Source organism: Streptomyces scabichelini (genome assembly GCF_011045015.1).
Lineage (GTDB): Bacteria > Actinomycetota > Actinomycetes > Streptomycetales > Streptomycetaceae > Streptomyces > Streptomyces scabichelini.
On record NZ_JAAKZY010000105.1, the window covers coordinates 1 to 25,892 of the forward strand.

Consider the following 25,892-nt stretch of genomic DNA (forward strand, 5'->3'; position numbering starts at 1 on the left):
CCCGTACGCCACCCACCCCCTGCTCTTCGGCCGCCACCGGGTCCGCCGCATGCTGGGCATGCCACACGACGACTGGGACACCCTGGCAGACACCCTGCACAAGGCCCCGGTGTCCCTGGACGAACTCCACGACCCCAAACGCGTATGGGCCCTGGGCTCCGACAACCCGGCGGAACTCCAGGCCGAGATCGCCCGCCTCCAGTCAGAACTGACGACGGCGAGGGAGGCACTGTCCCGCCCGTTCCCGGTGGCGGTACTGCACTGGCCGGCGGACGAACTGGCCGAACTGCTCGCCGCGTACCCCTCGTTGGAGGCCGAGTACCCGTCCCACGAGGAGCACCTGGCGACGATAGAGACGTCGCTGCGGGAGCTAGCCGCGTCGGGAACGGGGAACCTGGGCATCGTGCCGGGCACGGTCCCGTCGTACGAGGCATTCGCGGCGTCGGAACTCGCATCGCCTGCGGACGCGTCGCTGCTGCCGCAGTATGCGACGACGTTGGCGGCCCGGGGGCGGGCGATTCCGTGGCCGCCGCAGCGGGGGACGGCTTGCTGGTGCGGGTCGGGGCGGACGTACGAGGAGTGCCATGGGAACGCCGACTGACTGACTGACGGCCTGGGGGGCCTGCTGTGGATGAGCCGAGCCCTGGCCTGGTCGCCTGCTAGGTGCTAGGTGCTAGGGGAAGGCACTCCCTCAGCGGCACGCAGCAGCGTGACCACCTGACCTTTCCCGGTCACAGCACCAGGTCGCCCGGCAAATTGATCGTCTTGTACTCCAGGAACGAGCTGAGTCCCTCGGGCCCGAACTCGCGGCCGATGCCGGATTCCTTGTATCCGCCGAAGGGGGCGGCGAACTCGATCCGGTATCCGTTCAGCGTCAAGGTCCCCGTGCGCACCTGGCGAGCGATGCGCATGGCCCGGTCCAGGTCGTTGGTCCAGACGCTTCCCGACAGGCCGTACTTCGAGTCGTTCGCGATACGGACCGCGTCGTTGTCGTCGTCGAAGGGGATGACAACGAGCACGGGGCCGAAGATCTCCTCCTGCGCGATGCGCATGGAGCTGTCGACGTCTGCGAAGATCGTCGGTTCGACGTACCAGCCCGTCGGCTGACTCGCGGGCCGACCGCCGCCGACCGTGATCGTCGCGCCGTCCTGCCGCCCGCCGGCGATGTAGTCCTCGACCCGCCGCCGCTGGCGCTCGGCCACCAGCGGGCCGACCTCGGTCGAGGGGTCATCCGGATCGCCGACCCGCAGTGAGGCAGCTGATTGCGAGATCGCGTCCACAACATGCTGGTAGCGGCTGCGATGAGCGAGGATCCGGGTCTGTGCCAGGCAGTGCTGGCCGGACATCATGATCGCGTACGGCATGAGGGCGGGCACGACGCTGTCGATGTCGGCGTCCTCGAGGATGATGGCGGGCGACTTCCCGCCGCACTCGAGGGTGACGCGCTTGAACTGCTCGGCGCACAGCGCGCCGATCCGCCGTCCTACGGCGGAGCTGCCCGTGAAGCTGATCTTGTCGACCAGCGGGTGCCGTACGAGTGCCTCACTGTTCTCCCGGTCGGCGGGCACGATGTTGAGGACACCCGGAGGCAGACCGGCCTCCATGGCAGCGTCGGCGAGCAGGTAGGCGTCCAAGGGGGTCTCCGGCGCGGGCTTCAGCACGACGGTGCAGCCGGCGATCAGGGCGGGAGCCAGATTCACCATCGTCAGGATGAGCGGCGCATTCCACGGCACGATCTGCCCCACGACGCCCACAGGCTCGCGAAGGATCCGCGCGGGACCGCTGAGACCTGCTCGATGCTGCTCGAAGGGGAACGTGGCGGCAAGTTCCCGGTAGTAGTCCAGAACCATCACGGGAATCGGTGCCTGGAGTTGGTTGGAGAAGCTGATCGGTGAGCCCATCTCTGTGGTGATGAGCTGCGCGATCTCGGGGACATGCGCGCGCAGGTACTCGCCGAACGCACCCAGCGCGTCCGCACGCTCCTGCGGAGACATGCGGGGCCAGGGGCCATCATCGAAGGCGGCGCGCGCCGCGCGTACTGCGCGGTCGATATCGGCAGGCGTCGATGAGGGAGCGGTACCGATCCGCTCCTCCGTGACCGGAGAGATGACCTCGATCACCTCTTCCGAGGCAGGCGAGACCATGTCCCCGCCGATGAACAGCCGGTCTTGGACTGTGCGGCTGGTCATGACCGCTCCTTTCGCGGTGCCGAGAAGCGCCCACGCGGATGGCCGTCAGCGAGCCAGGCCAAAGCCGTCACCGCGTGATACTGCCTTCAGCCGACCACGCCCGCCCCTCGCCCGCGCGCAGGATTCCACCAGACGAAGGACCGATGCCGTGGCGACCCGCGAGCAACAACCTGCGAACCTTCTAGGCCACGGCACTGGCTAATCGACCCGATCAGCCATCAGTTCTTCTTCAGCTCTTCTTCAGCTCTTCTTCAGCTCCTCGGCGAGCATCACAAGGATGCCGCTGGGACCGCGGACGTACGTGAGCTTGTAGACGTCCTCATAGGTCGCCACACCGCGAAGCGGACGGCATCCGTGCTTTGCGGCCGTCTCAAGGGCTGCGTCGATGTCGTCGACTGAGAAGGCGACGCGATGCATGCCAATCTCGTTGGGACGAGTGGGCTCCGACTCGATCGCTTCGGGATGGATGTACTCGAAGAGCTCAAGGCGACCGTGACCGTCCGGCGTCTGGAGCATCGCGATTTTGGCGTGATTGCCATCAAGGCCGACGGCGGTGTCGGTCCACTCACCACTGACCGTGTCACGGCCGACGACCGTGAGGCCGAGGTCGGTGAAAAAGGAGATCGCTGCTTCGAGGTCGCGAACGGCAATGCCGACGTTCTCCAGTTTGATGGCCATGCGCTGCATGCTACCGAGCCGGGCCGACCGGGTGTTTCCGGCAAGGACGCAGCCGAGTAGCAGGGCATCGTCGAGGTCGACTAGTTCTACTTGTCGCCCCACTTGGTCCGGAGTTCAACTGAGTGAGGAGTTTCAAGGCTCTGTCCGCAGTTCCGTGAATCCCCAGGTCAGCGGAGTGAGCGACGGATCGTTTCGGCAGAGTATGATGCTCCTATTGGTGTCAAGCGGCGTTGAGCCATTGCCGGTAGGCGGTGGCGAGTTCGTAGTTGGGGCGGGTTCCTCGTTCGATTTCGCTGATCCGGGCGGGGACCGTTCCGAGGTGGTTGGCGGCCCGCGACGAGTAGGCTGATCGTTCGTCATCGGACGGGGAGGCCGGCGTGGACTATGGCGACAAGCTCTTCTGGCTCTCGGTTGTGATTCAACGCAAGTACGCGCAGATCTGCGCCGAGTTCGACCTGACCCCCTCGCAGGCCACGCTGATCTGCGCAGTCAGGAACGAGCCGCGGCAGATGGCTGACCTCGCCGCGTCGTTGGGTATGACCAAGAACGCATTGAGCCAGCTGGTCGATCGCACCGCGCAGCGCGAGTTGGTCGGCCGGGCAAGCTCGGCGCAGGACCGACGGGTCATCATGCTCAGTGCGACGCCCACAGGGAAGGTGCTCGCCGAGGCCGTTTACGCCGAGGTCGCCAAGCGCCTGCCCGAGATCGCGAGGAACCTCGACGCCGACGACCAGCGCGACTTCGAGCGCGTGGCCACCGCCATCGTGGACACCTCGGACCTCTCTTCGCCCACCTCGAACCAACCCATCACACCGTGAGGTCCCGCTACACCCGCACCTTGACGTAGTTCACGCCATGAACTAATTTCGTTCATGCCGTGAACTAGTGAAGGGTGGCAGCGATGAGCACACAGACGACCGGCACGATCGCAGTCTTCGGCGCGACGGGGCAACAGGGCGGGGCGGTGGTCGACGCGCTGCTGGACCACAAGGCGCGGGTGCGGGCTTTGGTCCGCAACCCGCAGTCCGACCGGGCTCAGGCGCTGGCCGCCCGCGGCGTCGAGCTGGCGGCCATCCGGGCCGACGACCCGGCGTCGCTGGCCGCCGCGCTGGCGACGGTCGAGGGGTTCTACTTCATGACCCCGGAGGCGAACAGCCTCGAAGAGGTCGAGGCGGAGATCCGCATCGGTACCGCGCTCGTCGACGCGGCGGTCGAGGCGGGCGTCCCGCACGTCGTGTTCAACTCGGTCTGCGGAGCGGACCGGGAGTCGGGTGTGCCGCACCACGACTCGAAGCACTGGATCGAGGAGCACCTGAGGAAGTCCGGCCTGAGGGCCGCGATGGTTCGCGCGACCGCCTTCATGGAGAACTTCGCGAGCGTGATGGCACCGAGCCTGGAGCATGGGGAGATCGTGCTGAGGCTGCCGCTGCCAGAGGACGTCGCCCTGAAGATGATCTCAGTCAGGGACATCGGCCGGGTCGCCGCCGCGCTCCTGCTCGACACCGCGGAGGCGCCCGGCGGAGCCGTCGAGCTCGTCGGCGACGAGCTGACGGGCCCCCAGATCGCCGCGGCGTTCGGCGCGCGCGCCGGGCTCCCGGCACGGTACGAGGCCCTCCCGTTGAGCGTGCTTCCCAGCGACCTCGACAGGGCGATGTTCCGCGAGTTCGCGGAGGCGGCGGAATACCCTTCGGATCTTGCGGTGGTGCGGGCGATCGAGCCGGCCACCCTGGACCTGGCCGAGTGGATCCGATCCACCGGCTGGACCGCGCCCACAAACGTGGCTGGTTCCTGAGCCTCCGGCCGCGATGAACGCCCCGCGATCGTGCCCACGGTCTCGGCGCTCTGGGCACGTCAACGTCCGCAGTTCCGTGAATCTCATGGCTGGGTGAGGATCCGCACCCTAAGAAGTTCGAATGAGGCTCGGCCGTACATAGCTCGCTTGAGTGTTTTCACCCGGTTTACGTGTCCCTCGACGACCCCAGAGCTCCAGGACAGGGTCAGACCGGCGGTCACCGCGTCGAGGTCCTGGCGGAGGAAGCCGGCGCAGCCCTTCATGGGCTTCGGTGCGTCCTGCTCGGCATGCCGGATCCACTCCAGCAGCAGGTATCCGCGCTGGTGACGGACCAGGTCGGCGAACGCCCGAGCGAGATCGCAGGCTCGGGTGATGTCGGGGCAGGCGAGCCGGACTTGAAGGAGTCGCTCGTCCTGGCTGTCGGTGAGCGTCTCCCGGGGCCGCATGATCCACGAGGTGATCTTGCGAGGGCTCGGGATTTCGGCCCGGAGCGGTTCGGCGGTGCCCGCGCGGAGGGCGGCGAGGTGTTTGCGGACAACCTGGCGGCTGCCGCGGTAGCCGCGGGCCTGGATCTCCAGGAACAGTCGGGTGCCGCTGACCTGTCCTTGTGCTTCGGTAAAACGGGCGTTGAGATATGCCTTGAACGGTTCCAGGACGCCGTTGGGGCGGCGCTCGCGGGCGGAGGCCAGCAGCTCGTCGAGGTCGGTGTCGCGAAAGCGGCGCACGGTCTTGCGGTCGAGGTTCAGACGGCGGGCGATGGCGCTGATCGTCCAGCGTTTCTCCAGCAGGCGGTTGACGTCCTCGTAGCGGTAGCGGGTGCGTTCGATGATCTGGGTGCGGGGCAGTTCCGCGGGTGGTAACAGCATCGGGGGCGGTTCCGACACCTTGGTCAATGTCTCCTCCTTGGCGCGTTTGCGCAGGCAGTCGCGGTGCTGGTGGCAGGTCTTCTCCACCGCCGCGGACAGGTTCTGCAACAGATGCCAGCGATCAGCGACTTCCAGGGCATGAGGGGCGGCTTCCCTGACCTCCTTGGTGTAGGCGGTGGCCCGGTCGCGGCAGATGATCTCGGCACCGGGATGCTCGGTGAGCCAGGCCGCGAACGTCTCCGAAGTGCGGTCGGGCAGTACATCCACGACCCTGCCGGCCTCGACGTCGACCAGCACAGTGCCGTAGGTGCAGCCCTTGCGGAAGGCGAATTCGTCGACGCCCAGCACCCGCGGCGCACGGTCCGGCACCGTCAACAGCCTGAGCAGCCGGGTCCGGCCCGCGGCCAGCCGCAGACGGCGGCACAACCGCGCGGCTGGACGTCCGCCCAGTTCCACCGCGATCGACCGCAGCCAGACTGTCAGTCCGGTGCTGGAGCGGCGGTGCCGCTCGGACAGGCCCGGCACCTGCTCGACGAACGTCTTGCGGGAACAGTTCTTCCGGTCGCAGAAGTACCGGCGGACCCGCAGCCGGACTATGACCCGGCGAGATCCCAACGGCCTTTCATTCAGGGCGCGTTGGTACGTGCTGTGTATGCGCCTCGCCTGTTTCCGGCAGTCCGGGCATCGGCCTGGGCGAGCGGTGGACACCGCCTCCACGACGAGGACGTCGGAGGAGTCGCTGACGCGCTCCACTCGCACATCGATCCCGGGAAACAGCACAGCCTCGACCGTCTTACTCGCCATGCCGGGACATACTCTGCCGAAACGATCCGTCGCTCACTCCGCTGACCTGGGGATTCACGGAACTGCGGACAGAGCCCGGCGCGCTCTGGGCGGAGCAGAAGAGGGCCTCATCGACATTCTCCAGGGCATGCATGACCTGCGCGTCGCCATCGGCGATGTGGCCGGGCAGGAGGACGAAGAAGATCGCTAGGCACAGTCCAACGGATCATGTGACCGTTCCGCGATCCGGCTATGGCTTCGGGCGTGAGCTGCTCCGATATAGGCGTGGCGGGAGCCACGGCCAAGTAACTCCCGCCACCTGTCCGTGTCCTCATGGAAAGGACAACACGGCCACCTTGCCTCGCAAATCACGAGGCCCTCCGCGCTGGAGCGGCAGCCCTTCGCAGCCGTCACCCGGTCGGCGGAACCATTGCCGTGCTTGGCGGGCTGCCTGGTCGCCGAGGTGCGGGGGCGAGGCGGACGGTCCAAGGGCGCAGGCGGATACGCAGGGGCGGGGTCGGTGGAGGTGGCGGGCGTTTGGGTTCGCGCCAGTCCGCCACCGGTTTCGTCAGCCGGCGCGTCATCAGGGCCATGACGCTCCAGGCCAGATGCGCCTCGGCGTGCTGGGGAAATACCTCGGGCCGACTCCGCGTACGGCGGCGAACTGGTTACCTGGGCGAAGAACCGCCTCCGCTTCACTCTCACTCGGCAGGTGCGTCTTCTTGGACGAGGTGGCCCGCACCGGGGATTGGCTCAAGTCGCGCGCCTGGGATTCGGGCGGCGAGCTCCCGTCCCTTGGCCACGGGGATCCAGGTGTCGTCTTGGCCCCAGCACCCCAGCGTCGGGAAGCCGACTCGCAGACCGGCGGGATCTCTGAGCTCGATGCCGTCTCGCTGGTCTGGCCAAGCCTCGCGTCCCGTGTGGACGCGGACCAACGTCGGCTGCGGCAGGATGACCGCTGTGAACCCCTTCGAGCGCCTTCTTCACGCCCTGGATGGGGCGGGCCTCTGGCGCGATGTCTCGACCGATAAGACGCGCGCGCTCATCCGGAGGCTCATGTCCGGCCAGGACGCGGCTTGGGCGTCTGGTGGCGCCTGGCGTGCTGACGGTGAAGACCTTGCCGACGGTGATGTCGAGGTGTGGCTGCGCGGCATGGCGGCACCACTCAACGATTGTGGGGTCGACCTGACGGTCGCGACCGACTCAGGTCCGTTCGATGAGGGCCTGGCCCGCTACACAGTGACGGTGAACGGCACTGCACTCAACCTGTACACCGTCGACCCGGCTGACCCGCGCGTGCCGTTGACCGATGACCCGTGGATGGACTGCACCGTCGAGCCTGCCGCCGAGGTGAACCGGCTACTCCACGCGGCCGGAAGCGACCGCCGCATTGCGCTGTTCTGGCCGGGCGGCAATGACGGGTTCTCTGTGCTCGGCCCCGAGAGCGTTCTACACCAGGCTGCTGCGGCAACCTCAGCAGTCGACGGGGCGTCTGCCTTCATTGTCCCCTAAGGACTGGATCGAAAGTGCGGGAGAGCTGTTCGAAGCGGCGATGTTCGGCGGGGACACGTCCGCGCTGGACCTGTCGGATGACGTGCTGGACGCAGTCGAGGCGCCGCTTTCCATGGCGCGGGGCAAGGTACTGCACGTCCGCTTCCTCAGCGACCGTGAAGAGAACAGCCAGGAAATGGTGCTGTTCGAGCGCGCGGCCGAGTTGTACGAGCGTCTGGGGGACGCGTCGGGTGAGGCGGACGCGTTGTTCTGGGTTGGCTGCTGGCACCAGGTGGTCAAGGGTGACGGCGCCACCGGCAGGCCATACTTCGAGCGGTCCTACGCGCTGGCGAAATCCGTCGGCGACCGGATGACGATGTCCTATGCGATTCGCCATCTCGGCTTCGCCGACAAGGACGCAGGCCACTTCGATCAGGCCCGCAAGCGGTTGACCGAATCGGTGACACTGCGCCGGGAGATCGGCTTCAGGCCCGGGGAAGCGGCTGGCCTGGTGGCACTGGCCTACCTCGCGGCCGAAACCGGCGACCCATCGGCGGCGCCCCACCACCTCGACGAAGCGCAGTCGGTCGCCGAGAGCTGCGGTGCCAAGGCCGTGTCGGGGTGGATCGAGCAAGCCCGCACGCTCATCCGCTCCTAGTGATGGGAAAGTGCTGGTCACAGCCACTCGTTGAGGACTGCGACCAGCACGGTCGCCTCGTAGCGGACGGCAAGCTTGTCGTATCGCGTGGCCACGGCCCGGTTGCGCTTAAGGCGATTGATTCCGCACTCGACGGCATGCCGCTCGCGGTAGTCGGTCTTGCCGAACTTCGGCGGCCGGCCGCCTCGGGAGCCGAGTTTCTAACGGTTGCGGACGCGGTCGGCAGGGACCGTATGGTCGCCTTGATCCCGTGTTTGCGCAGGTAGGCGCGGTTGTGCCGCCGGAAGAGGTCGCGGCGACGGTAAGTGCGGCGGTGCACCAGGAGCGCCGGGATCGGGACCGACGAAAGTAGAGGGCTCGAAAACGATCACTTTTCGCCGCAACGCCTTCGACTGTCAGTGGCTGCTGTTAGAACAGAGCCCTATCGGCGTAGAAATCGAGGGAGCATCGGTGGCGGAACCGGGGGACCTGACGCAGCCAGTCGCAGGCGTCTACGAGCAGCTCATTACGCGCAGCTTGCACGGTGAGATAGAGCGGCTCGAAGCAGCGGGCTGGAAGGCCATCCATTCGGAAGTCAGCGCAGAATCGTCCCCGCACGTGCTGGCTCGCTATATCGGTGAGACCGTCGGACGCAGGCTGAGCCAGCTCCCCCACGACAAGCAGGTCGCCGTCGCGAACCAGATCCTCGAGTCGCTGGCCGTGAGTGCGCCCGACCCGGACGAAACCGTCGGCTCCATCGTCGAGGGCCCGCGGCAGCTCCTGACCCTTGCAGAGCAAGAAGCTCCAGGTGTCTACGCACTACGCCCACTCACACCCCTCTCGGAAACCTCGCTCATCACCAACTCCCCGGACGATCCCAGCCTGGGCGCGGAGTTGAGGGCCGAGCTTGCCACAGCGGACCGTATCGACCTGCTCTGCGCATTTGTGAAGTGGTACGGCATTCGCGTCCTTGAAGATTCGTTGCGCGCCGCGAAGGAGCGAGGCGTGCCGATCCGTGTCATCACGACGACCTACATAGGCGCCACTGATCGACTCGCGCTCGACCGCCTTGTTCGCGACTTCGGCGCCGAGGTAAAGGTCAACTACGAGATCCGGTCCACGCGGCTACACGCCAAAGCGTGGCTGTTTCGGCGCAACAGTGGCTTCGATACCGCCTACGTCGGTAGCTCGAACTTGTCCAAGGCCGCGCTGCTTGACGGCTTGGAGTGGAATGTACGGCTGTCATCCGTCGCCACCCCCGCGGTACTCGACAAGTTCGAGGCGACCTTTGACGCGTACTGGAACGACAGCGCCTTCGAGTCGTACGACCCCGACGACGATGGCGAGCGTCTCGAACGAGCCCTGGCTCAGGCGGGCGGTTCCGGCTCCCCTAGCGACCTGAAGATCAACCTCTCCGGGCTTGAGGTGCATCCTTTCCCGCACCAGCGGGACATGCTCGAACGTCTCCGTGTAGAGCGCGAAATCCGCGGCCGGAACCGCAATCTCCTTGTCGCAGCCACCGGCACCGGCAAGACGGTGATGGCGGCCCTCGACTATCGATCACTTCGCAGAAAGCTCGGCAACGGAAATCCGCGGCTACTGTTCGTCGCCCACCGCAAAGAGATACTCAGGCAGTCCCTGCGTACGTACCGCGAGGTCCTCGACGACGCATCCTTCGGGGAGCTGCTCCACAGCGGCGAAGACCCACGCGACTGGAACCACGTCTTCGCGAGCGTCCAGTCACTCAACGTCCAGCGGCTGGAGCAACTCGCTCCCGACCACTTCGACTTCATCGTCATCGACGAGTTCCACCACGCCACAGCGACGACCTACCGGCGCGTCATCGACCACTTCAAGCCGAAGGAACTGCTAGGACTCACCGCCACGCCCGAGCGGATGGATGGGCGGAATGTGCAGGACGAGTTCTTCGAGGGACGCATCGCCGCGGAGATGCGGCTCTGGGAAGCGCTCGAGAATGATCTGCTGTGCCCTTTCCACTACTTCGGCATCCCGGACGGCACCGATCTGACCAACATCGGTTGGCAAAAGGGCACTTACGCGGATCGCGACCTCGGCAACCTTTATACGGGCAACCACGCGCGCGCCCGCATCGTCGTCAAGCAAATCCGGGACAAGGTCTCGAACCCGGGAGCCATGCGCGCCCTGGGCTTCTGCGTCACCAAGGCGCACGCGCACTTCATGGCCGACTTCTTCCGCGAGGCTGGGTTCCAGGCGGTAGCGCTCGACAGCGACTCGCCGGCTGCGGTACGAGCGCAGGCGCTGGCTGATCTACGCGACGGCAAACTTCAAGTGATCTTCTCGGTCGACCTGTTCAACGAAGGTCTGGACATCCCTGACGTCGACACCTTGCTCCTCCTGCGCCCGACAAACAGCGCCACGATCTTTCTCCAGCAACTGGGCCGGGGCCTACGCCGGACAGAGACGAAGCCGGTGCTCACTGTCCTGGACTTCATCGGCCAGCATCGGGCGGAGTTCCGCTTCGAGGAGCAATTCCGGGCCCTGACGAATCTCTCCCGGAACCGACTCGTCGACCACATCGAGCGTGACTTCCCGCAGCTTCCCTCCGGATGCCAGATCATCCTGGAGGGTAAGTCCAAGAACCTCATCCTCGACAACATCCGCACCCAACTGGGCGCCACCATCAAGACCTTGGTGACCGAAGCCAAGGCGTACAGCACGCCGCGCCTCGCGGACTTCCTCCACGAGAGCCGCCGCGAAATCAAGGAGCTCTACAAGAGCGATAACTCCTGGACTACGGTCCTCCGCAAGGCAGGCCTGGTCGAAGACCCGGCGCCTTCAGGGGAAACGGCACTTCTCAAACGCGCCCACGCGTTCCTACACGTAGACGACCCCGAACGGGCCCACGCCTACCTTCGTCTGCTCGCCGACGATGCCCCCGCGTACGAGGCTCTGGCTCCCACGGACCAGACGTACGCTCGCATGCTCTTCTTCAACCTGTGGGACAACGCCGGGGGCTTCACCAGCTTCCAGCAAGGCCTCGAATCACTGCGCACCCAGCCGGTGGTCCGCGATGAGCTTCGGCAGGTGCTGTCGTACGTCATCGAGCAGGCCGACCACTTCCCGATCCCCCTGTCCGGGCCCCATGGCCACGTCCCATTGAAGGTCCACAGCGCCTACAACCGCTCCGAGATACTGGCCGCCCTCGGCGTGGCCCGCTTCGGTGGCCAGATGCCGAGATCGTTCGCCCAGGGCGTCCAGTGGGTCGAAGACCTCCAGACAGACGCCCTACTCATCACGCTGGAGAAGAACGAAAAGGACTTCTCCCCCACCATCCGCTACAAGGACTATGCGCTGAGTCCCACGCTCTTCCACTGGGAATCGCAGAACGCCACCGCAGAACATTCCCGTACGGGCCTGCGCTACCAGCAGCACGCACAACAGGGCAGCCACGTCCTCCTGTTCATGCGCCGCTACAAGAACAACGACATCGGCAAGTCCCAACCTTGGATGCTCCTAGGCCCAGCCACGTACGTAGAGCACACCGGCAGCAAGCCGATGGCGATCACCTGGCAGCTGGAGCATGAGCTCCCGGCTGATGTGTGGACGTATTCGGCCATCGCAGCGGGCTGACGGCGTGAAGGCAAAGCCCCGCCGCCAGCATCCAAGCTGATCACGAGATCTTCAGGCACTTCAGAATGGGTGCCCGGGCAGGATCCGAACCTTCGCACACGACTCCGGAGGGCCTTTCGTCTAGTAGACAACAGTCTGGTCAGAGACTCCATCGAGCCAAAAAGGTTGATCCCTGTCCACGAATAGTCCACGAGTTGGCGTTCCCCATGACGGCGCTCACCAGGCTTGGTGCGGCAGCGGCAGGATCCTCTGCCGCACCAATTTTGATGATTTGGCCAGTTGCCTCTGACAGTGCCACGAGTAAGAGGGGGGAACGAGATGGGGGAGCTGAACGCGGGCCCCTCATGGTCGCAAGGCGTCTTCAGTGAGCTGGTTGTTCCATTATCGAAGCTGATTCCCGAGTGCATTTGTCCGAGCCCATGAACGAGCGATGGGTGGTCATCAAGGCGTACACACACGTTGGAGGCCTACGGGCATGGCCTGCACGCCTCACAGTACGAAGAACAGGCGATGGGCCTGGCTGGCCTTCCGGGCGCAACACCGTTGCGTCTACAAGCACGCACTGTGATGGTTGTCGCCGGCCAGGTCCTCTACCCGATCCGCTATGCCAAGCGGGACATCCCAGTCACTGTGGCTCGTCTCCGCCGCGCCGGTCGGTCTTCGCGCTGACCCTGATTCGACGTCATGGCCCGTAGCCCATGCAGGGAGAGCTTGATCTGGGTCTCGAAGAACTGCAGGAGCATGAGCTTCACAGCGGTCTGAACTAACTGGATCGGCGATGCGCCATGGACACGGGACTCATGCGCCTTGAGTGGGGAGAAGCAGAGCTGCGCTGCGGCGACCGCCAGCTGCTCTGGCAGCACCATGAGGTCCTGGACTTGCCAAGCACCCGATGATCCGCGTGACAAGGGTGAGCCGAAGGAGCTTAGAAGAGCTCGCCTGCATCGCGGCTTCAGGACGCCGACCTGCACTATCTTCCGATCGCATCGAGTGAGCTCGCTATGTTCGACGCCTGCTTGGCAGAGGTTCGCTGTCACTCATGCTCGCCGCCTGCCGACGGGACACCCGGGGCTCTTCCATCAGTAACCCGCCCAACTGCCAACCTCGCACTCCTTCAAGGGGTTTGTGCTGCACAAACACCTCATGACGCCTGATCACTGAGGTAAGTTTGCCGCTATGGCAGATCTCGATGAGCTCGAAGGCATCGCTGAGGACCCGAGCGATCAGGTGGCGGACATCAGCACAGCCGGCATGATCAAGATCGGGCAACAGCCTCAGATAGTCACGCCAGTGACTGAGACAATCCTTTCAGTCCTCTCTTCGATAAAGGATGGTTCAGTAGTCCTGCAGCCACCTTATCAGCGCCGCGCCTTTTGGGACAGAAAGAAGAAGTCGGCCCTCATCGAGTCTGTGTTTCTTGGCCTGCCACTTCCGCTAATCTATCTTGCCGACGCCGAGGTGAATATGGATGGCGAGGCGGTGCCAGTTCGGGAGGTAGTTGACGGGCAACAACGGCTCACATCGTTGAAAGAATTCTATGATGGAACGCTAACAATTCCCGATGATTCTGTCGTTGAAGAGCTCCGCGGAAAAAGGTTCGTAGACTTGAAGCCGGGCTTGAAAGCAGGGTTCAAGAACTTCAAACTCTCAACTGCCACTATTCCCATAGATGCCCGCGCGGATAAATTTGAGCTATTTAAGCGATTGAATCAGAGGAGCACGGTTCTTTCGGACCAAGAACTCCGGAATGCGGTGCATCATAGTGAGTATCTGCGACAAATCAAGGATCACGCGGAGAGGCTCAGGGAAAAGCTAAGAGTTTCCGATGCGGAGTGGAGCCGAATGAAGGATGTTGAATACCTTTCGCGGTTGCTCGCCTACCAGCGTCGGGGATATCTCGACTTCCCGAACAAGCGTCTCAATCAATTTCTCAACGAAGAAATGCTTGTGGGGAAGTCGGAAGATTCAGACGTCCGAGAACGTCGATGCAAGCAGGTTGAAAAAGCTCTAGACCGTGTAATCGCCGTATTTGGTGAACTTAGGTTCCGACCCTACCGTATCCCAGATCGTAGTTTCGGTGAATGGGCTAGAACGCTGAACCGGGCGCTAATGGAGACGCAGGTCTGGGCGTTCCTCGATCATTCTCGGTACGGGTTCAAGGATGCCGGATCTTTTGATCGAGCTATCCGAGAGCGGAGCACTGAGATCGTCGACGCCGTGCAGCGACTACATGTCTACAACGAGCGTTTCAATGATGCCATCCAGCGAGGTACCACAGGCAAACCAAACGTAGAGTTCAGGTTCGCCAGATACGACGCCGCCATCCGTATCGCGCTTGGCGATATCCCGAAAGGTCGCCGGCAGCGTTTCTTTACGCTGCAGCAAAAGCAGAATATGTGGGACCGAACTGCGGCTGAGGATCGCAAGTGCTCCGAATGTGACCGCCCACTGAGGTTCGAAGAAGCAGAGGTTGACCACATCAAGCCCTTCGCAGAGGGTGGAGAGACTGTCGAAGGGAATGGGCAACTGTTGCACAGGGCCTGCAATAGAGCCAAGGGCGCTCGGTGGGACCCTGTGGAAGAGGTAGAGACGGATGCCGCCTAGTCAGCGTACCTGGTGGCTGCATCGGTCGTATTGGGAATCGCTCACTGATTTGCCACTTCAGTGCTTCGTTCTTGGCTCCATTATGCAGTCTGCTCGGCCTATCTGACATTTGAGGGAACGTGGAGATTCCAAAAGAAGCGCGCGAGGGGGATCCTCTCACCGCTAAGATTAAGACCTGGCTTTCAGAGCAGGGATATCCGCTCGAAATGCGTGTGGCTAGAGTCTTCAAAAGTCACGGAATACCCGCAGTGCCGTCTGATTACTATTTTGATCACGAATCAGGAACTCAACGCGAAATTGACCTTGCGGGCAGAATTCGCCTGCTCTCTCCGGAGGGCGGATCCCGTCAAATCTCGACGTACCTCTGCCCAATTGTGGAGTGTAAAAGCTCTCCAGGAAAGCCATGGATCCTCTTTGGTGGGGGATTGCAGCTGGCGTCCGCGGCGAAGATCGCTCAGCGGTTCGTCCTGAAGCAAGCGACTTCGTACTGGTCTCGCTTTGCGCGGCAGCTTGACCAGAATCCGGTCATGCGTGCAAAGGTGCCTCTATTTGACGTGGAGAAGGACCCTTCCTATTCTGCGGTTCGAAGCAGTTTGGGGAAGAGTCGGGAAGACGTTGCATACTCGGCAATGACAAGCGTTTCCAAGGCAGCCTTTGGTGTGGCAAACAAGTACAACATGCCAGGCAACTTGGCGCTCCAGATCGCAGTGCCCGTGATTGTCGTGGACTCTCCGATTTACAAATGTGTGCTAGATGACGCGGGGGATACGGATCTCGCAAGAGTGACCTCTGGAACTATCGTTTGGCGTAATAGAGTGTCCGGCTCAACCCTGCCTCATTCTATAGTAAGAGTCTATTCAGAAGAGGCGCTTCCTGAATTATGTCAGGAAATATTGAAGACTGCGGAAACTCTCCGCCTGGCGATCGGGGAAGATTCATGGTTGGGCGAGGCTGGGAGTAGTTGAGCAGGTATTCATGTCGGCAACATTGCAATGCTGGTGCATAAGCCAGGCCCTAGTTTTGAAGATCCCGGTTGAGCTGGTGAGACACTGACCTGCGCGTTCTCGGAATGCTCGCCGACGTCCCACCGCTCGCCGTCCGATCGGGCACGCAGAGGGCACACCCGCTCGACTCTCGTCAGCACGGACGGTCAGGCCCCCATGCTCTTTGCGATCACGCTGCTCAAGACATCGACGAACACGTTGCGAGCAACACCGCCCGCCGTGTCCGCGGCTTCGCGGAGGCGAGACCGCTGCTCGGGGTCAGCCTCTTCGTCGGCAGCTTCCCCCAAGCGCTGGATCAGGGTGTCTATCAGCTGCTCAGCAGTCGGCCACTGCCCGACAGCTTGACGTGCCTCCTTGGATATGCGCTTCACGTACCAGGAGCCCACAGGGCCCATGGTTCGCTCAAGGGTGATGTATCCGGCACTGTCCAGAGCAAGCGCCGCCTTACTGATGTCGGTTACGTCAAGACCTGTTTCATCCGTGATGTCCCGCAGCTCAGGGAAGGACGCACCACCTGCGGCATCCACCTGCTGAACGAGCGCGTCAAGGACTGGCAGATCACGTTCGACCCATGTGCTCTCCATGGTCCAGACTCTACGGGGTAGTTCGGGCATTTGTAGCGTTAGCTCACCAAACGTGCGCCCCCAGCAGGATTCGAACCTGCGCACACGGCTCCAGGGGGACATGCCCTAAAGGAGCTGAAGATGGCATTTGACCTGAGCTCCTTTAGGTCAGCTGTCAACATGGGCGCTCTCTATCACCTACCGCGCCCAGCCCGAATCTGGCGAGGTCGCCGGTAGGAAGGGATCAGTGTCAGTGCCGTCTAGTCAGATAGTCCTACTAGTAGTACTGGAGGACTGGAGTTGTGAAGTGACCGACGGACGGGACTTGATCGAGCGAATAGGGAAGCTGCGCCCCGCCCACCGGCACACGGGTCAACCGCTGCATCGCCCACTGCTGCTCCTGTGGGCCATGGCCCAAGCCGTACATGGGCGTCCACGCGAGCAGCCCTGGTCTGTGGTCAAGGAGGCTGTGGGGCCGCTGCTCACTGCTTTCGCCGGCTCAGCCGACGGCCAGCAGGATGTGCTGTATCCCTTCTGGGCCCTGCAGCGGAACAAGCTGTGGGAGGTGGCGGATTCCGCTGACCTTCCCCTGACGAGTCAGGGGCGACGCCCGAAACTGTCCGCGCTGGATGAGGCCAACCCCCTTGCTGGGCTGCCGAAGCAGGACTACGACCGTCTGACTGAAGACCTCGAACTGGCGGCATGGGCCGTAAGCACACTGCTCCTGCGGTTCTTCACACCCACGCCAGCATTGCTGCTGGAAGCCTTGGGGCTAAAGGAGTTGATGTCCGGACAGATTGCCACCTGCTTGCGTCCTCTTCCTGGGGAGCCGTACCCGCATCGCAACGCCATAGCCGACGTTTATGGCGGTAATCGCGTGCTGGGGATCACTCCGCTCGCGGATGGCATCCTCACTGTCTACTCGGATGACAAGGGCCCTTACGCTGACCAGCGAATACCGGAGATGGACTGGATTGCCTACACCGGCGACGGTCTGTCTGGCCACCAGACCTTGACCGCGGGCAATCGCTCCATGGCGGAATACCAAGAGCAGCAGAAGGCCCTGCGCTACTGGCACAAGCCCCACAAAGGCCACTGGACTTTCGAGACCTGGGCGGTCATCGTCCAGCGCCGCCTTCGCTGGGGTCGGGGGCAAGACGGCCAGCAGCGCCGCGAGTTCGTTTGGATCCTCGCGCCTGTCCCCTCGCCGGTGCAGGAGACCTGGTCTCCGGAGGTCATCGAAGCCCTCGAACAGGATGATGGTCAGCTCCACGACGATTCCCTGGACGTCATCCCCATCGAGGTGGACTCAACCGCAAAGCCAAAGCGGACCAGCGCCAGTGAGAAGTACAAGCAGCTAGCGGCAGCTGCTCGTCGGACGGCAGCCGACCGAACCCACAAGTCCAAGCTCGCTCAGATGGAGCGATACCTGCGCTCACCCGCCGCTCGCGAAGCCGTGATACTTCGCAGTGCTGGCTGTTGCGAAAACCCTTTGTGCATGGGCCACCCGCTCGAGCGCACAGACGCTGACGCGCCCATCCTGGAGGTCGACCACGTCAACGGTCTGGCACGCACTGGGCAAGATGTCCCCGAAGTCATGATCGCTCTCTGCCCGAACTGTCACGCGCTCAAGACGCGAGGCAGGAATCGGCGCGAGTTGCAGAAGCAGCTGCGGGCTGTCGCTCGCAGCCGCCACCAAGCCTTCATGCAGGGGGAGTAGGCACGGCGATCCATCCGGATCGGCCTACCGCGACAACTTCCCCGTCACCACACTTGGCGGTACCGAGCATGTAGCCACACCACTATCGCGGCAGCGCCCCTCATCGGACACTCAAGCGGGACCGGTCAAGCCGGAAGCCCCTCACCTTCGACGATCTCCGCTTCGAAATGGGTCTGCGCGCGATCAAGTGCCTCGTCCGCGTCACACCCGTGCGCTCTGAGCCAGTGAAGGAGGTCGGCGATCATGTCGATCGCCGCTTCCTCCGCGACGGCCGCAGTCAGCGTGTGTGACCTTGCCGCCTGAGGCAGGCTCGTCCTCTCGTTCCCGTACAGGCGAAGCATCGCCTCAACTCTGGTCACGCGGGCGCCTCCGCAATGTCCGTCGGCGGAGGCGAGCCCTGTCTCCAGTTCGCACCAGGTCACTTTGCGGTCGGCGAGGAGTTGGACACCCCAGCGGTCGGCGATGGCGTCTACGAGGGCCATGCCGCGCCCGGCCTCCGCGTCCGAGCCCGCAGAGATGAGGGTGGGCAACGCCCGAGTATCGGGGTCGTGGACCTCGATACGCAGGTAGGTGCCGCTCATCGAAACCGCGAGCGTCGTCGGGGTGCCGACGCCGACGTGTGTGATGACGTTGGACACGAGCTCGCTGACACAGAGTTGGGCTTCGTCGGTGACTTCGTGCAGGCCCCAGAGTCCCAGGTGCAGCCGCATGACGCGGCGCAGAGAAGCCACTTCCTCAGGCTCGGCCGTGAAGTCCAGGTCCCACGGCTTTCGCGGCATGCACGCTGTCTGGATCACACTTGCCCCTCTCACGGAGTTACCAACGCCACACGAAGAGTGGCGGTGCTCGCCAGAATGAGGTCCGCACATCCCGTCGTGCAATGTGCACAGCGGGATTCCCACTATCGAGTGATTGGTAAGCGCCTCCCTTGGCACGGAGACTGAACGCCCGTTACGAGAAGGGTGTTTGGGATGGCAGGTTCACCGACGGCACGCCGTCGTCGTCTCTCGATCGAGCTGAAGAAGCTGCGCGAGGCGAATGCCCTGACCTGCGCCCAGGTCGGTGCGGCGCTGGACTGGAGCGGCTCCAAGGTCAATCGGATGGAGACGGGGAGCGGCAGAGTCCAACCGTCCGACATCGATGCCTTGTGTCGCTTCTACGACACCGGTGATGAGCTGCGCGAGTTCCTCAAATCCCTTGCCAGGCAGGCCAAGACACGCGGCTGGTGGCAAGAGCACGGATCAGGCGTGCCGCAGTGGTTCAACATCTACATCGGCCTGGAACAGGAAGCCTCCACGTTCCGCCAGTACCAGTGCGAACTACTGCCCGGCCTCATGCAGACCCCCGCTTACGCCTGCGAACTCCACAACACAGGCGCACACTTGCCTGCCCAGGACATCGACAGGGCAGTACGTGTACGCATGGAGCGCCAGGCCATGTTGGCGCAGCCTGGGGGTCCGGATGCCTGGTTCGTCGTGAACGAGGGTGCCCTCCACAATGTCATCGGGGATCGGGCGTTGATGCGGGAGCAGCTCGAACGCGTACTGGAATCATCGGAGTTGCCGAGCGTCACGCTGCAGGTCCTCCCGTTCGACTCCGGCACCTATCCGGCCACGGGATCGTTCACCATGCTCGGCTTCCCCGATCACGAGGACCCGGACGTCGTGTACCGGGACGGCATCACCGATGCCGTCTATCTGGAAGGCGAGCATCATGTGCGTGAGTACACGAGGGCCTTCGACGGCTTGCGGGCAGCGGCGTTGAGCCCTCAGCGCTCCGCCCAACTGATCAAGTCCGTCGTGAAGGAATACGCAAGATGAACGCTGCAGAGCCCACTCCCGACTGCGCCTTTCCTTGGTTCAAGTCCTCCTACAGCAACGGCGCGGGGGGCGAATGCGTCGAGTGTGCCCACAGCGTGGACGGTGCCCTCGTACGCGATTCCAAGAACGCCAATGGACCGGTAGTCGCCGTCCGTGCGCACGCGTGGCAGGCCTTCATACGGGCTTTGAGGACGGCGAAGCCGGAGGGCTGACGGCGGCAGGGGGTTCGAGAGATCAAGTGCTGCCCTGCCGAGCGTTGGACATGGAGGCTTCCTCTCCCCTGATCCATCGCATCCAAAGGAGCTATGAATGCCCGCCGCCCCTCAACTCACTCCCGCCCACGCCTGGTTCAAGTCGTCATACAGCGGCGGCAACACGACCGAGTGCGTGGAGGCCGCCTTCGTACCGACTGGCGTGCTGGTACGGGACTCCAAGCGGCCAGAGGGCCCGCACGTCGCGATATCGGCGGAGGCGTGGTGCAGGTTCTTGGCTGCTCGGCTTGCGACAGGACGGTGATTGGAAGGTTTGGGACAGCCAGGGGGACTGTGGGTGTCCCAAACCATCCAATCCCTCGACGGGGCATCGCTCAACTTCGAAGTCGCAGCATCAGCAGCCACGGCGCCTCGGAGGACCGTGCGGCCCACTCCTGGCAAGCCACGAACGGCGAGAAACCAATCAGTCACGCCACGGCCCGCTGTGCTCGCCATTCGGCGGTCCGTCGGCCTCGGAGACGTGGACTCCGATTCGAGCCCGGTCGGCTCGTCGGCGCTTCCAGTTGGCCACGCCTCGGCCTACGTCTGGATCCACCGCCTCAGCGCCTCGACCGTATCCTCCGGCGTCGTGTTGAAGCACAGCCGGATCCCGGGCGCCGCCTCGGTGAGGACGTTGACCAGCCGCTCGAGCAGCAGGGTGTTCTCCGGCAGCATCCGTACGCCACCGCCGATCATCGCCACGCCGAACGCGTGCTCCTGGAGCTGCTCTCGGACGGTCTCCTCGGCGCGGTCCGGAGAGACGTCGATCAGGCACACAACAGCATCGAATCCCGCTTCGCGCAGCGCTGCGTTCGCCGCCTCGACCCGGGCAGTGATCACCGCCTCGTCGACACCGTCGGGCATCCGGCTGTAGTCGAGCGCACGCGGATGCAGCCCGATGGACAGGACCTTCGTGTCGCCCGGCAGCGGAGTCGAGGTCGTCGTTCGGCCCATGAGCGGTGCCCTCTCTACTTGCGCCACGGTGATCTTCCCGGTGTATCACGGAAGTTGGGCAGAAACACCGGATCCGCTCCACGGCTGGTCGGCTCAGCGCCTCGATCGCCTTAAGGATCAAGGCCCGCGCATCCGCTCCGTAAACCGCCATGCTCCTCAACTGCTCGAACGCCTTCAGGTACAGCGCGATCTCGGACGGCTGAGTGATCCTTACCTGCGCAGAGACGAGTTCCACCGACACGAGCTTGTCGTCGTAGACGTGAAACGTCTCCCGGGGCCACTGGGATCGGTCCCGGGTCGCCGACGGGATGATGCCGAGCGACACCTGAGGCAGGGCCCCCGCGGTGAGGAGATGGCCGAGTTGGGCGGCCATGGCCTCCTCATCGGTGACGCGGTAGTAGAGCGCGGCCTCCTCGACGACCAGGACGAACCGGTGGCCTGGTTCATGGATCACGCGGGAGCGGTCGACGCGGGCTCGGGCGGCCTCGGCGCTGTCGTTGACGGGGAGTTCACGAAAGTCGGCGCTGATGCCCAGGACGCCGGCGGCATAGCCCTCGGACTGGAGGAGGCCCGGTACCAGGGACGAGGAGTAGACACGGAACAGTTGGGTTTCGTGGAAGAACTCGGCAGCGCTGTCCTGTAGTTGCTTCAGACCGCTGCGAATCTTGTGGCGCCACTCCGTGTACATCGACTCTGCGTGCAGCGACTGGGCGACGAGGTCGTCTCCCTGGTCCATGGCGCCGCAGGCAGTGGTCCACGCTCGGATGTCCTTCGTGGACGGTGCGGTGAGGGCGTTCTCGATGCGCGACGTCTTGGCGTGGTGCCAGCCGCACCGATCGGCCAGCTCGGTGACGGTCAGCCCCGCCCCCTTGCGGAGATCACGTAGCCGCCGGGCGACGACTTCGCGCGCGGCCTGAGCGGAGGAGGACGGGGATTTGGGCATGAGCGGGCTTGTCCAGGGTGTGCTGTCAGTGGATTTCGTATTCGCTGTGGGGGATGGCCCGCGTCCAGACCGCTTTGAAGGCGTCGGCGCAGAGTTTCGCCGCGTCGGGGGCATCGCCCCAGACTTCGCCGCCGAGTGACGAGCCGTCCCCGGCGAAGTGGTTCCAGCGGATGACCTGGGAGTCGAACAGCCAGAAGTCGTTGCCTGGCAGCGCGAGGTCGGAGGAACGGCGCCGGGGCAGCCAGCGGACTTGTTCGCCGGCGGCGACGTTGGTGAACGTTCCGTCGTACAGGAAGCGGGTGTACTCGCTGACGGGCTCGGAGACGATGCGCGCCCGCCGGATGACGACGCCTCGGTTCACGGCTTCCTGGACGAGGTCCAGCCAGGGTCGCCACCATGAGGCCCGGTCGACGGGATCGTGGCGGTATCCGGTACGCCAGTCCGCGAACGGGCCCTTCTCGTAGTCGACCGCGTAGGAGTCGCGCATCTCCAGGTGGACGGCGGAGCGTGTGCAGCCGGCGAGCAGGTCAGTGAACGCCGTTGGCACGTTCGACGGCATCGCACGCCTCCCTGATCACGGACACCATCCTGGCGGGGATACGGATCACTGCCTGCGTGCCGGTGACCGGACCCGGCGTCTAGCCAGATGGACATCCCCGAGCATGGTGCAAGGCCCGGAGGACCATGTGCAGGCTCAGAAGATCACGGTGACCTTTCCTGTCAGGCCGCCTCGGAGGAAGCTGTCGTGTGCGGCCTGGATCTCGTGAAGGCCGAAGGTGGAGTGCATGCGCAGCCGCAAGGAGCCGCGGTCGACAAGCTTGGTGAGCTCGCTCAGTCCCGTGCCGTCTTCGCGCACTTGGTTGACGGTGGTACGAACACCGCGTGAGGACAGGTCGGGGACCGGACCGGCTTGGGTGGCGATCGAGGCATACCGGCCACCGTCGGCCACAGCCTCGGTCACGAAGGCCCCGAAGGTGTCGAAGACCGCGTCATAGCTGCGGTCTTGCAGGGCGTGGCGGTCGGTGGTGACAAGGTCGGCACCGTGGTCGCGGGCGAAGCCGGCCTGCGCGTCTCGAGAGACCAGAGCGTCGACTGTGATGCCTCGGGCGCGGGCGATCTGCAGCGCCAACCCGCCGACTGCACCTGCGGCGCCGGCAATCAGCAGCCGCTGTCCGGAAGACACCGCAAGCCAGTCCAGGGTCTGCCAGGCCGATAGTCCGGGAAGCGGCAAGGTAGCCGCCTCGACCAGGCTGACCGCGTGCGGCGCGGCGGCTACCGCCTGCGCCGGAAGCGCGACCAGATCAGCCCAGGTCCCCCGGCCAGAGCTGAGTTGGTGCGACATCGCGATGACGCGCTCCCCGGCGCGCAGCCCGCTGGTGCCCCCGTCCACCACGATGCCTGCCAGATCCCAGCCGAGCGTCATCGGCAGCGGCGGCGTCCCCTCGCCGATGGCCCCCTCCCGCGTCTTGTCGTCGACGGGATTGATGCTGGTCGCAACGGTCCGAATCAGCACATCCTCAGCGCCCGGTTCAGGCTGGGGAGCATCGACAATGCCGAGGACATCGGGTGTACCAAAACGATCGATCTGTATAGCGCGCACCGAGAGCCCTTCACACGACTGCTGCTGACGCGCGGTACAACGTCCGTGATGATCACGAGATTCCCGCCCTGCGCTGCGGCTCAACGCTGCCGTATTTGGGGTAGGTCTGGCCCAGGCGTGGCGGGTGACCGTGTTCGTAACTGCTGTGTGAGGCCCCGGTGTTGGCTGAGGAACTAGCCTCGCTGTTTCGGTTGCATACGGGGTCTGTTGCAGCGGAAACCCGAAGGTGCCTTCCTGACCTGGGGCGATGAACCACGCTGAGTGGTTCTGTCGGTGCAGGCGGAGGGCACTTTCTACGTGCGCGTATCGGGTTGCTTCCCAAGTCCCATGTCAGCGCCGAACACGGTGAGGTCAACGGCGTGTCCGGCGCTCTCTCAGCTGGAGGGGACCTGGGCATACACGATGTTGCCTCGTGCCGGAGGGAGCTCTCCTGCCGCCGTGCGCAGAACTTCCTCGACCAGAAGCGCCCGGAAGCGGTCACCATCCTTGGCGACTGCGGCGCGGTACTGGGGAAGGACCCGGAAGATCGGGTCGAGCTCGTCCATGAAGGTCTCGGCGTTGGGGATGGCGAATACTCCCTCGACGCTTTCCGAGCGCACGTCGACGCATCCGACGTCGCTCAGGGCGCTCTCAAGTTCCGGACGTTCCAAGTATTCGGTCAGCGGAGCCAGGAACTTCCCCACCTCGGGATCGTCGAGCCGGTCGATGGCCCGGGCTACGGGGATGAAGAACGGCGCTCCCAGGGGAGTCGCCCAGTTCACCACGCTGACGAGGCCGCCCGGTCGCACCACCCGGACCATCTCGGTGAGCGCCTTCGCTGTTCCGGGTCCGAAGAACAGCACCCCGAACACGGAGAATGCCGCGTCGAACTCGTTGTCGCCGTACTGCAGGTCCAGCGCGTCCATCACCTCGGCGGACCATCCGGAGTACGGCTCCAGTCGCTCGGTCGCGCGCCGGATCATCCCCGGCGATGTGTCGATCGCCCGGACGCTGTATCCACGCTCGGCCGCGGGGACGGCCAGAGCACCCATGCCCGCGCACACGTCCAGAACCGCTGCGCCGACAGGTAGTGCGGCTCCTTGGAGTGCTGCCCGTGAGAAGTGCTCCGAGCAAGGCTGGCCCCACCTCTCGTAGGCGGGAAGCGTCGTGTCGAAATGGTTCTCAAATGTCGTCTCGGTCATTGCTTTCGCACCCTTCTTCGTGCCGCGTCATGGTGAGGTCCCCGATCGGGGCCACCGGCATTGAGCACATCAGCTTCCGTCGGGTCTGCCCATGCTTCAGCGGGCTTGGGTCCATACGAATGCGTACACAAGTGGTTGGGTGTCGTGGAGGTAAGCTCCGCTGGGTGGATGAACTCAGCGCGGTGATCGGCAGCCTCCGGGTCGGGCGTGCGGAGGCTTGCTCAATCAAGGAGTCGGGCTCGTGGGGCTGGCGGTACCCGCCTGCTGCCGTCAGTGGTTTCCACATGGTTCTGCGGGGCAGTGCCTGGCTGGTCACGGCCGACAGCCCGCCGCTTGCGCTGACGCCGGGGGACGTCGTCCTCACGCCATTCGGTGCCGAACACGGGCTCAGCCATGCACCGTCCGCACTCAAGGACTTACGGCCGGCCGTGATGCGGGACCGGTCGGCCCTCGACCCGTTCGATGTCGAGTTCCTCTGCGGCGCGTACTGGCTCAGTCACGGGCACGTTCACCGCTATCTCCGATCGTTTCCGGATGTCATCACCGTGTCGCCGGACTACGACCGCAGCCCGCACTTGCGGTTGCTGACCGACCTGCTCGGCGCGGACGTGTCCGATACCGGCCCCGGGACCGGGGCGACCCGCTCGGCTCTGCTCGACCTCATGCTGACCCATGTGCTGAGGCAATGGCTGGAGCAGAACCCGGCGGCCGATCGGCCGGGCATCACCGATGCGGCGATCGCCGCCGCGCTCCGCGAGATTCACACTAGCCCGCACCGCCGGTGGACGGTGCAGCAGCTCGGCGAGGCCACCGGAATGTCGCGCACCGCATTCGCCAAGCGCTTCACCGAGCTGGTGGGCCAGCCACCGATGGCCTATTTGACCGGCTGGCGCCTGTCCTACGGGGCCCGTCTGCTTCGCGAAACCGACGCCCCCCTGGCGACGATCGCCCGCGAGGTCGGCTATTCGACGGAATTCGCGTTCGGCGCCAGCTTCCGCCGCGAGTACGGCATCTCGCCCGGCCGTTTCCGCAACGTCGAGCAGGACGGGCGCTCCGCAGGCTGACTACCGAGCACGAGTGGGCACCTCTGAGAGGGGTTTGGTGCGGGCGAATCGCCGCTTATGCTCTAGCCTCGCCGTTTCGCTTGGGTTTGGCGGCTGGCGAGGCGGGAAACGCGAAAGTTCCTTCCTGACCTGGGACGATG

At 64.4% G+C, this 25,892-nt stretch carries 22 protein-coding genes and 3 pseudogenes; 13 read left to right on the forward strand and 12 right to left on the reverse strand.

The genetic code is table 11. From position 1 onward, the window contains the following. Positions 1-601, forward strand: a 601-nt coding sequence (locus G5C60_RS28570) for an SEC-C domain-containing protein (protein ID WP_165263815.1), incomplete at its 5' end; no start/stop codon positions are given. A gap of 130 nt (positions 602-731) precedes the next feature. Here the strand turns inward: G5C60_RS28570 and G5C60_RS28575 are convergent. Together G5C60_RS28575 and G5C60_RS28580 are read right to left on the reverse strand one after the other, a co-directional pair. Continuing rightward, positions 732-2,189 (reverse strand): aldehyde dehydrogenase, encoded by a 1,458-nt coding sequence (locus G5C60_RS28575; RefSeq protein WP_165263816.1) that lies wholly within the window; start codon positions 2,187-2,189, stop codon positions 732-734. Positions 2,190-2,429: 240 nt separating this feature from the next. Then, entirely contained in the window at positions 2,430-2,867 is a 438-nt protein-coding gene (locus G5C60_RS28580; RefSeq protein WP_165263817.1) for a VOC family protein, read from the reverse strand. Positions 2,868-3,244: 377 nt separating this feature from the next. Between G5C60_RS28580 and G5C60_RS28585 the strand changes: the two genes are divergently transcribed. Both G5C60_RS28585 and G5C60_RS28590 read left to right on the forward strand, forming a co-directional pair. Continuing rightward, the gene (locus G5C60_RS28585; protein ID WP_165263818.1) at positions 3,245-3,685 is read left to right on the forward strand and encodes a MarR family transcriptional regulator; all 441 of its coding nucleotides are present in this window, start codon (positions 3,245-3,247) and stop codon (positions 3,683-3,685) included. Positions 3,686-3,768: 83 nt separating this feature from the next. Then, positions 3,769-4,659 (forward strand): NmrA/HSCARG family protein, encoded by an 891-nt coding sequence (locus G5C60_RS28590; protein ID WP_165263819.1) that lies wholly within the window; start codon positions 3,769-3,771, stop codon positions 4,657-4,659. 83 nt (positions 4,660-4,742) lie between these two features. Here G5C60_RS28590 and G5C60_RS28595 read toward each other — a convergent pair whose 3' ends face one another. Further along, complete coding sequence (locus G5C60_RS28595; RefSeq protein ID WP_165263820.1) at positions 4,743-6,329, reverse strand: ISL3 family transposase; 1,587 nt, start codon at positions 6,327-6,329, stop codon at positions 4,743-4,745. A 680-nt stretch (positions 6,330-7,009) separates the two neighbouring features. Further along, positions 7,010-7,216: pseudogene (locus tag G5C60_RS52350) on the reverse strand (alpha/beta fold hydrolase); the annotation flags it as partial. A gap of 52 nt (positions 7,217-7,268) precedes the next feature. On the opposite strand from G5C60_RS52350, the gene G5C60_RS28605 reads away from it, so the two are divergent. Further along, the gene (locus G5C60_RS28605; RefSeq protein WP_165263821.1) at positions 7,269-7,820 is read left to right on the forward strand and encodes a hypothetical protein; all 552 of its coding nucleotides are present in this window, start codon (positions 7,269-7,271) and stop codon (positions 7,818-7,820) included. After that, positions 7,810-8,457, forward strand: coding sequence for a tetratricopeptide repeat protein (locus tag G5C60_RS28610; RefSeq protein WP_165263822.1), 648 nt, complete (start codon positions 7,810-7,812; stop codon positions 8,455-8,457). Before G5C60_RS28605 ends, G5C60_RS28610 begins: the two co-directional genes overlap by 11 nt. Before the next feature lie 17 nt (positions 8,458-8,474). On the opposite strand, the pseudogene G5C60_RS54275 reads toward G5C60_RS28610, so the two are convergent. Beyond that, positions 8,475-8,737 (reverse strand): annotated as a pseudogene (locus G5C60_RS54275) (IS5 family transposase); the annotation flags it as partial. 170 nt (positions 8,738-8,907) lie between these two features. Here G5C60_RS54275 and G5C60_RS28620 point away from each other — a divergent pair. The 3 genes from G5C60_RS28620 (at position 8,908) to G5C60_RS28630 (ending at position 15,617) form a co-directional block, all read left to right on the forward strand. Next, entirely contained in the window at positions 8,908-12,048 is a 3,141-nt protein-coding gene (locus G5C60_RS28620) for a DUF3427 domain-containing protein (protein ID WP_165263823.1), read from the forward strand. Positions 12,049-13,224: 1,176 nt separating this feature from the next. Continuing rightward, positions 13,225-14,652, forward strand: a complete 1,428-nt coding sequence (locus G5C60_RS28625) for a GmrSD restriction endonuclease domain-containing protein (RefSeq protein WP_165263824.1) — start codon at positions 13,225-13,227, stop codon at positions 14,650-14,652. 119 nt (positions 14,653-14,771) lie between these two features. Then, positions 14,772-15,617, forward strand: coding sequence for a hypothetical protein (locus tag G5C60_RS28630; protein WP_165263825.1), 846 nt, complete (start codon positions 14,772-14,774; stop codon positions 15,615-15,617). 185 nt (positions 15,618-15,802) lie between these two features. On the opposite strand, the gene G5C60_RS28635 is transcribed toward G5C60_RS28630, so the two are convergent. After that, a complete protein-coding gene (locus tag G5C60_RS28635; protein ID WP_165263826.1) occupies positions 15,803-16,240 on the reverse strand; it encodes a hypothetical protein in 438 nt (145 codons plus the stop codon). Between the two features lie 286 nt (positions 16,241-16,526). On the opposite strand from G5C60_RS28635, the gene G5C60_RS53760 reads away from it, so the two are divergent. Continuing rightward, positions 16,527-17,939, forward strand: a complete 1,413-nt coding sequence (locus G5C60_RS53760; RefSeq protein ID WP_165263827.1) for an SRA domain-containing endonuclease — start codon at positions 16,527-16,529, stop codon at positions 17,937-17,939. Between the two features lie 125 nt (positions 17,940-18,064). Here G5C60_RS53760 and G5C60_RS28645 read toward each other — a convergent pair whose 3' ends face one another. Next, complete coding sequence (locus G5C60_RS28645; RefSeq protein WP_165263828.1) at positions 18,065-18,718, reverse strand: ATP-binding protein; 654 nt, start codon at positions 18,716-18,718, stop codon at positions 18,065-18,067. A gap of 192 nt (positions 18,719-18,910) precedes the next feature. On the opposite strand from G5C60_RS28645, the gene G5C60_RS28650 reads away from it, so the two are divergent. From G5C60_RS28650 to G5C60_RS28660, 3 genes are all read left to right on the forward strand, one after another. Then, the gene (locus G5C60_RS28650) at positions 18,911-19,759 is read left to right on the forward strand and encodes a helix-turn-helix domain-containing protein (protein WP_165263829.1); all 849 of its coding nucleotides are present in this window, start codon (positions 18,911-18,913) and stop codon (positions 19,757-19,759) included. Beyond that, a complete protein-coding gene (locus tag G5C60_RS28655; RefSeq protein WP_165263830.1) occupies positions 19,756-19,971 on the forward strand; it encodes a DUF397 domain-containing protein in 216 nt (71 codons plus the stop codon). The genes G5C60_RS28650 and G5C60_RS28655 overlap by 4 nt, the downstream gene beginning before the upstream one ends. 97 nt (positions 19,972-20,068) lie before the next feature. Further along, positions 20,069-20,275: a DUF397 domain-containing protein gene (locus G5C60_RS28660; protein WP_165263831.1), complete on the forward strand. Its 207-nt coding sequence runs from the start codon at positions 20,069-20,071 to the stop codon at positions 20,273-20,275. A 275-nt stretch (positions 20,276-20,550) separates the two neighbouring features. On the opposite strand, the gene G5C60_RS28665 is transcribed toward G5C60_RS28660, so the two are convergent. The 5 genes and pseudogenes from G5C60_RS28665 to G5C60_RS28685 all read right to left on the reverse strand — a co-directional run bounded on the left by G5C60_RS28665 (position 20,551) and on the right by G5C60_RS28685 (position 24,688). Next, a complete protein-coding gene (locus G5C60_RS28665) occupies positions 20,551-20,964 on the reverse strand; it encodes a hypothetical protein (protein ID WP_165263832.1) in 414 nt (137 codons plus the stop codon). Positions 20,965-21,058: 94 nt separating this feature from the next. Beyond that, positions 21,059-21,907, reverse strand: a pseudogene (locus tag G5C60_RS28670) (helix-turn-helix domain-containing protein); the annotation flags it as partial. A 25-nt stretch (positions 21,908-21,932) separates the two neighbouring features. Beyond that, entirely contained in the window at positions 21,933-22,466 is a 534-nt protein-coding gene (locus G5C60_RS28675; RefSeq protein ID WP_165263833.1) for a DUF6879 family protein, read from the reverse strand. Between the two features lie 135 nt (positions 22,467-22,601). Further along, a complete protein-coding gene (locus tag G5C60_RS28680; protein ID WP_165263834.1) occupies positions 22,602-23,507 on the reverse strand; it encodes an alcohol dehydrogenase catalytic domain-containing protein in 906 nt (301 codons plus the stop codon). A gap of 374 nt (positions 23,508-23,881) precedes the next feature. Further along, entirely contained in the window at positions 23,882-24,688 is an 807-nt protein-coding gene (locus tag G5C60_RS28685) for a class I SAM-dependent methyltransferase (protein WP_165263835.1), read from the reverse strand. Between the two features lie 164 nt (positions 24,689-24,852). Between G5C60_RS28685 and G5C60_RS28690 the strand changes: the two genes are divergently transcribed. Next, the gene (locus G5C60_RS28690; RefSeq protein ID WP_165263836.1) at positions 24,853-25,752 is read left to right on the forward strand and encodes a cupin domain-containing protein; all 900 of its coding nucleotides are present in this window, start codon (positions 24,853-24,855) and stop codon (positions 25,750-25,752) included. The last annotated feature ends 140 nt before the right edge of the window (positions 25,753-25,892 follow it).

What these genes read in the sequence shown, in the direction of transcription:
- G5C60_RS28590 (WP_165263819.1), top strand. Translation starts at nt 3,769, where the DNA reads ATGAGCACACAGACGACCGGCACGATCGCAGTCTTCGGCGCGACGGGG.
- G5C60_RS28635 (WP_165263826.1), bottom strand. Translation starts at nt 16,240, where the DNA reads ATGGAGAGCACATGGGTCGAACGTGATCTGCCAGTCCTTGACGCGCTC.
- G5C60_RS28595 (WP_165263820.1), bottom strand. Translation starts at nt 6,329, where the DNA reads ATGGCGAGTAAGACGGTCGAGGCTGTGCTGTTTCCCGGGATCGATGTG.
- G5C60_RS28650 (WP_165263829.1), top strand. Translation starts at nt 18,911, where the DNA reads ATGGCAGGTTCACCGACGGCACGCCGTCGTCGTCTCTCGATCGAGCTG.
- G5C60_RS28665 (WP_165263832.1), bottom strand. Translation starts at nt 20,964, where the DNA reads ATGGGCCGAACGACGACCTCGACTCCGCTGCCGGGCGACACGAAGGTC.
- G5C60_RS28685 (WP_165263835.1), bottom strand. Translation starts at nt 24,688, where the DNA reads ATGACCGAGACGACATTTGAGAACCATTTCGACACGACGCTTCCCGCC.
- G5C60_RS28645 (WP_165263828.1), bottom strand. Translation starts at nt 18,718, where the DNA reads ATGCCGCGAAAGCCGTGGGACCTGGACTTCACGGCCGAGCCTGAGGAA.
- G5C60_RS28660 (WP_165263831.1), top strand. Translation starts at nt 20,069, where the DNA reads ATGCCCGCCGCCCCTCAACTCACTCCCGCCCACGCCTGGTTCAAGTCG.
- G5C60_RS28655 (WP_165263830.1), top strand. Translation starts at nt 19,756, where the DNA reads ATGAACGCTGCAGAGCCCACTCCCGACTGCGCCTTTCCTTGGTTCAAG.
- G5C60_RS28625 (WP_165263824.1), top strand. Translation starts at nt 13,225, where the DNA reads ATGGCAGATCTCGATGAGCTCGAAGGCATCGCTGAGGACCCGAGCGAT.
- G5C60_RS28575 (WP_165263816.1), bottom strand. Translation starts at nt 2,189, where the DNA reads ATGACCAGCCGCACAGTCCAAGACCGGCTGTTCATCGGCGGGGACATG.
- G5C60_RS28580 (WP_165263817.1), bottom strand. Translation starts at nt 2,867, where the DNA reads ATGGCCATCAAACTGGAGAACGTCGGCATTGCCGTTCGCGACCTCGAA.
- G5C60_RS28675 (WP_165263833.1), bottom strand. Translation starts at nt 22,466, where the DNA reads ATGCCGTCGAACGTGCCAACGGCGTTCACTGACCTGCTCGCCGGCTGC.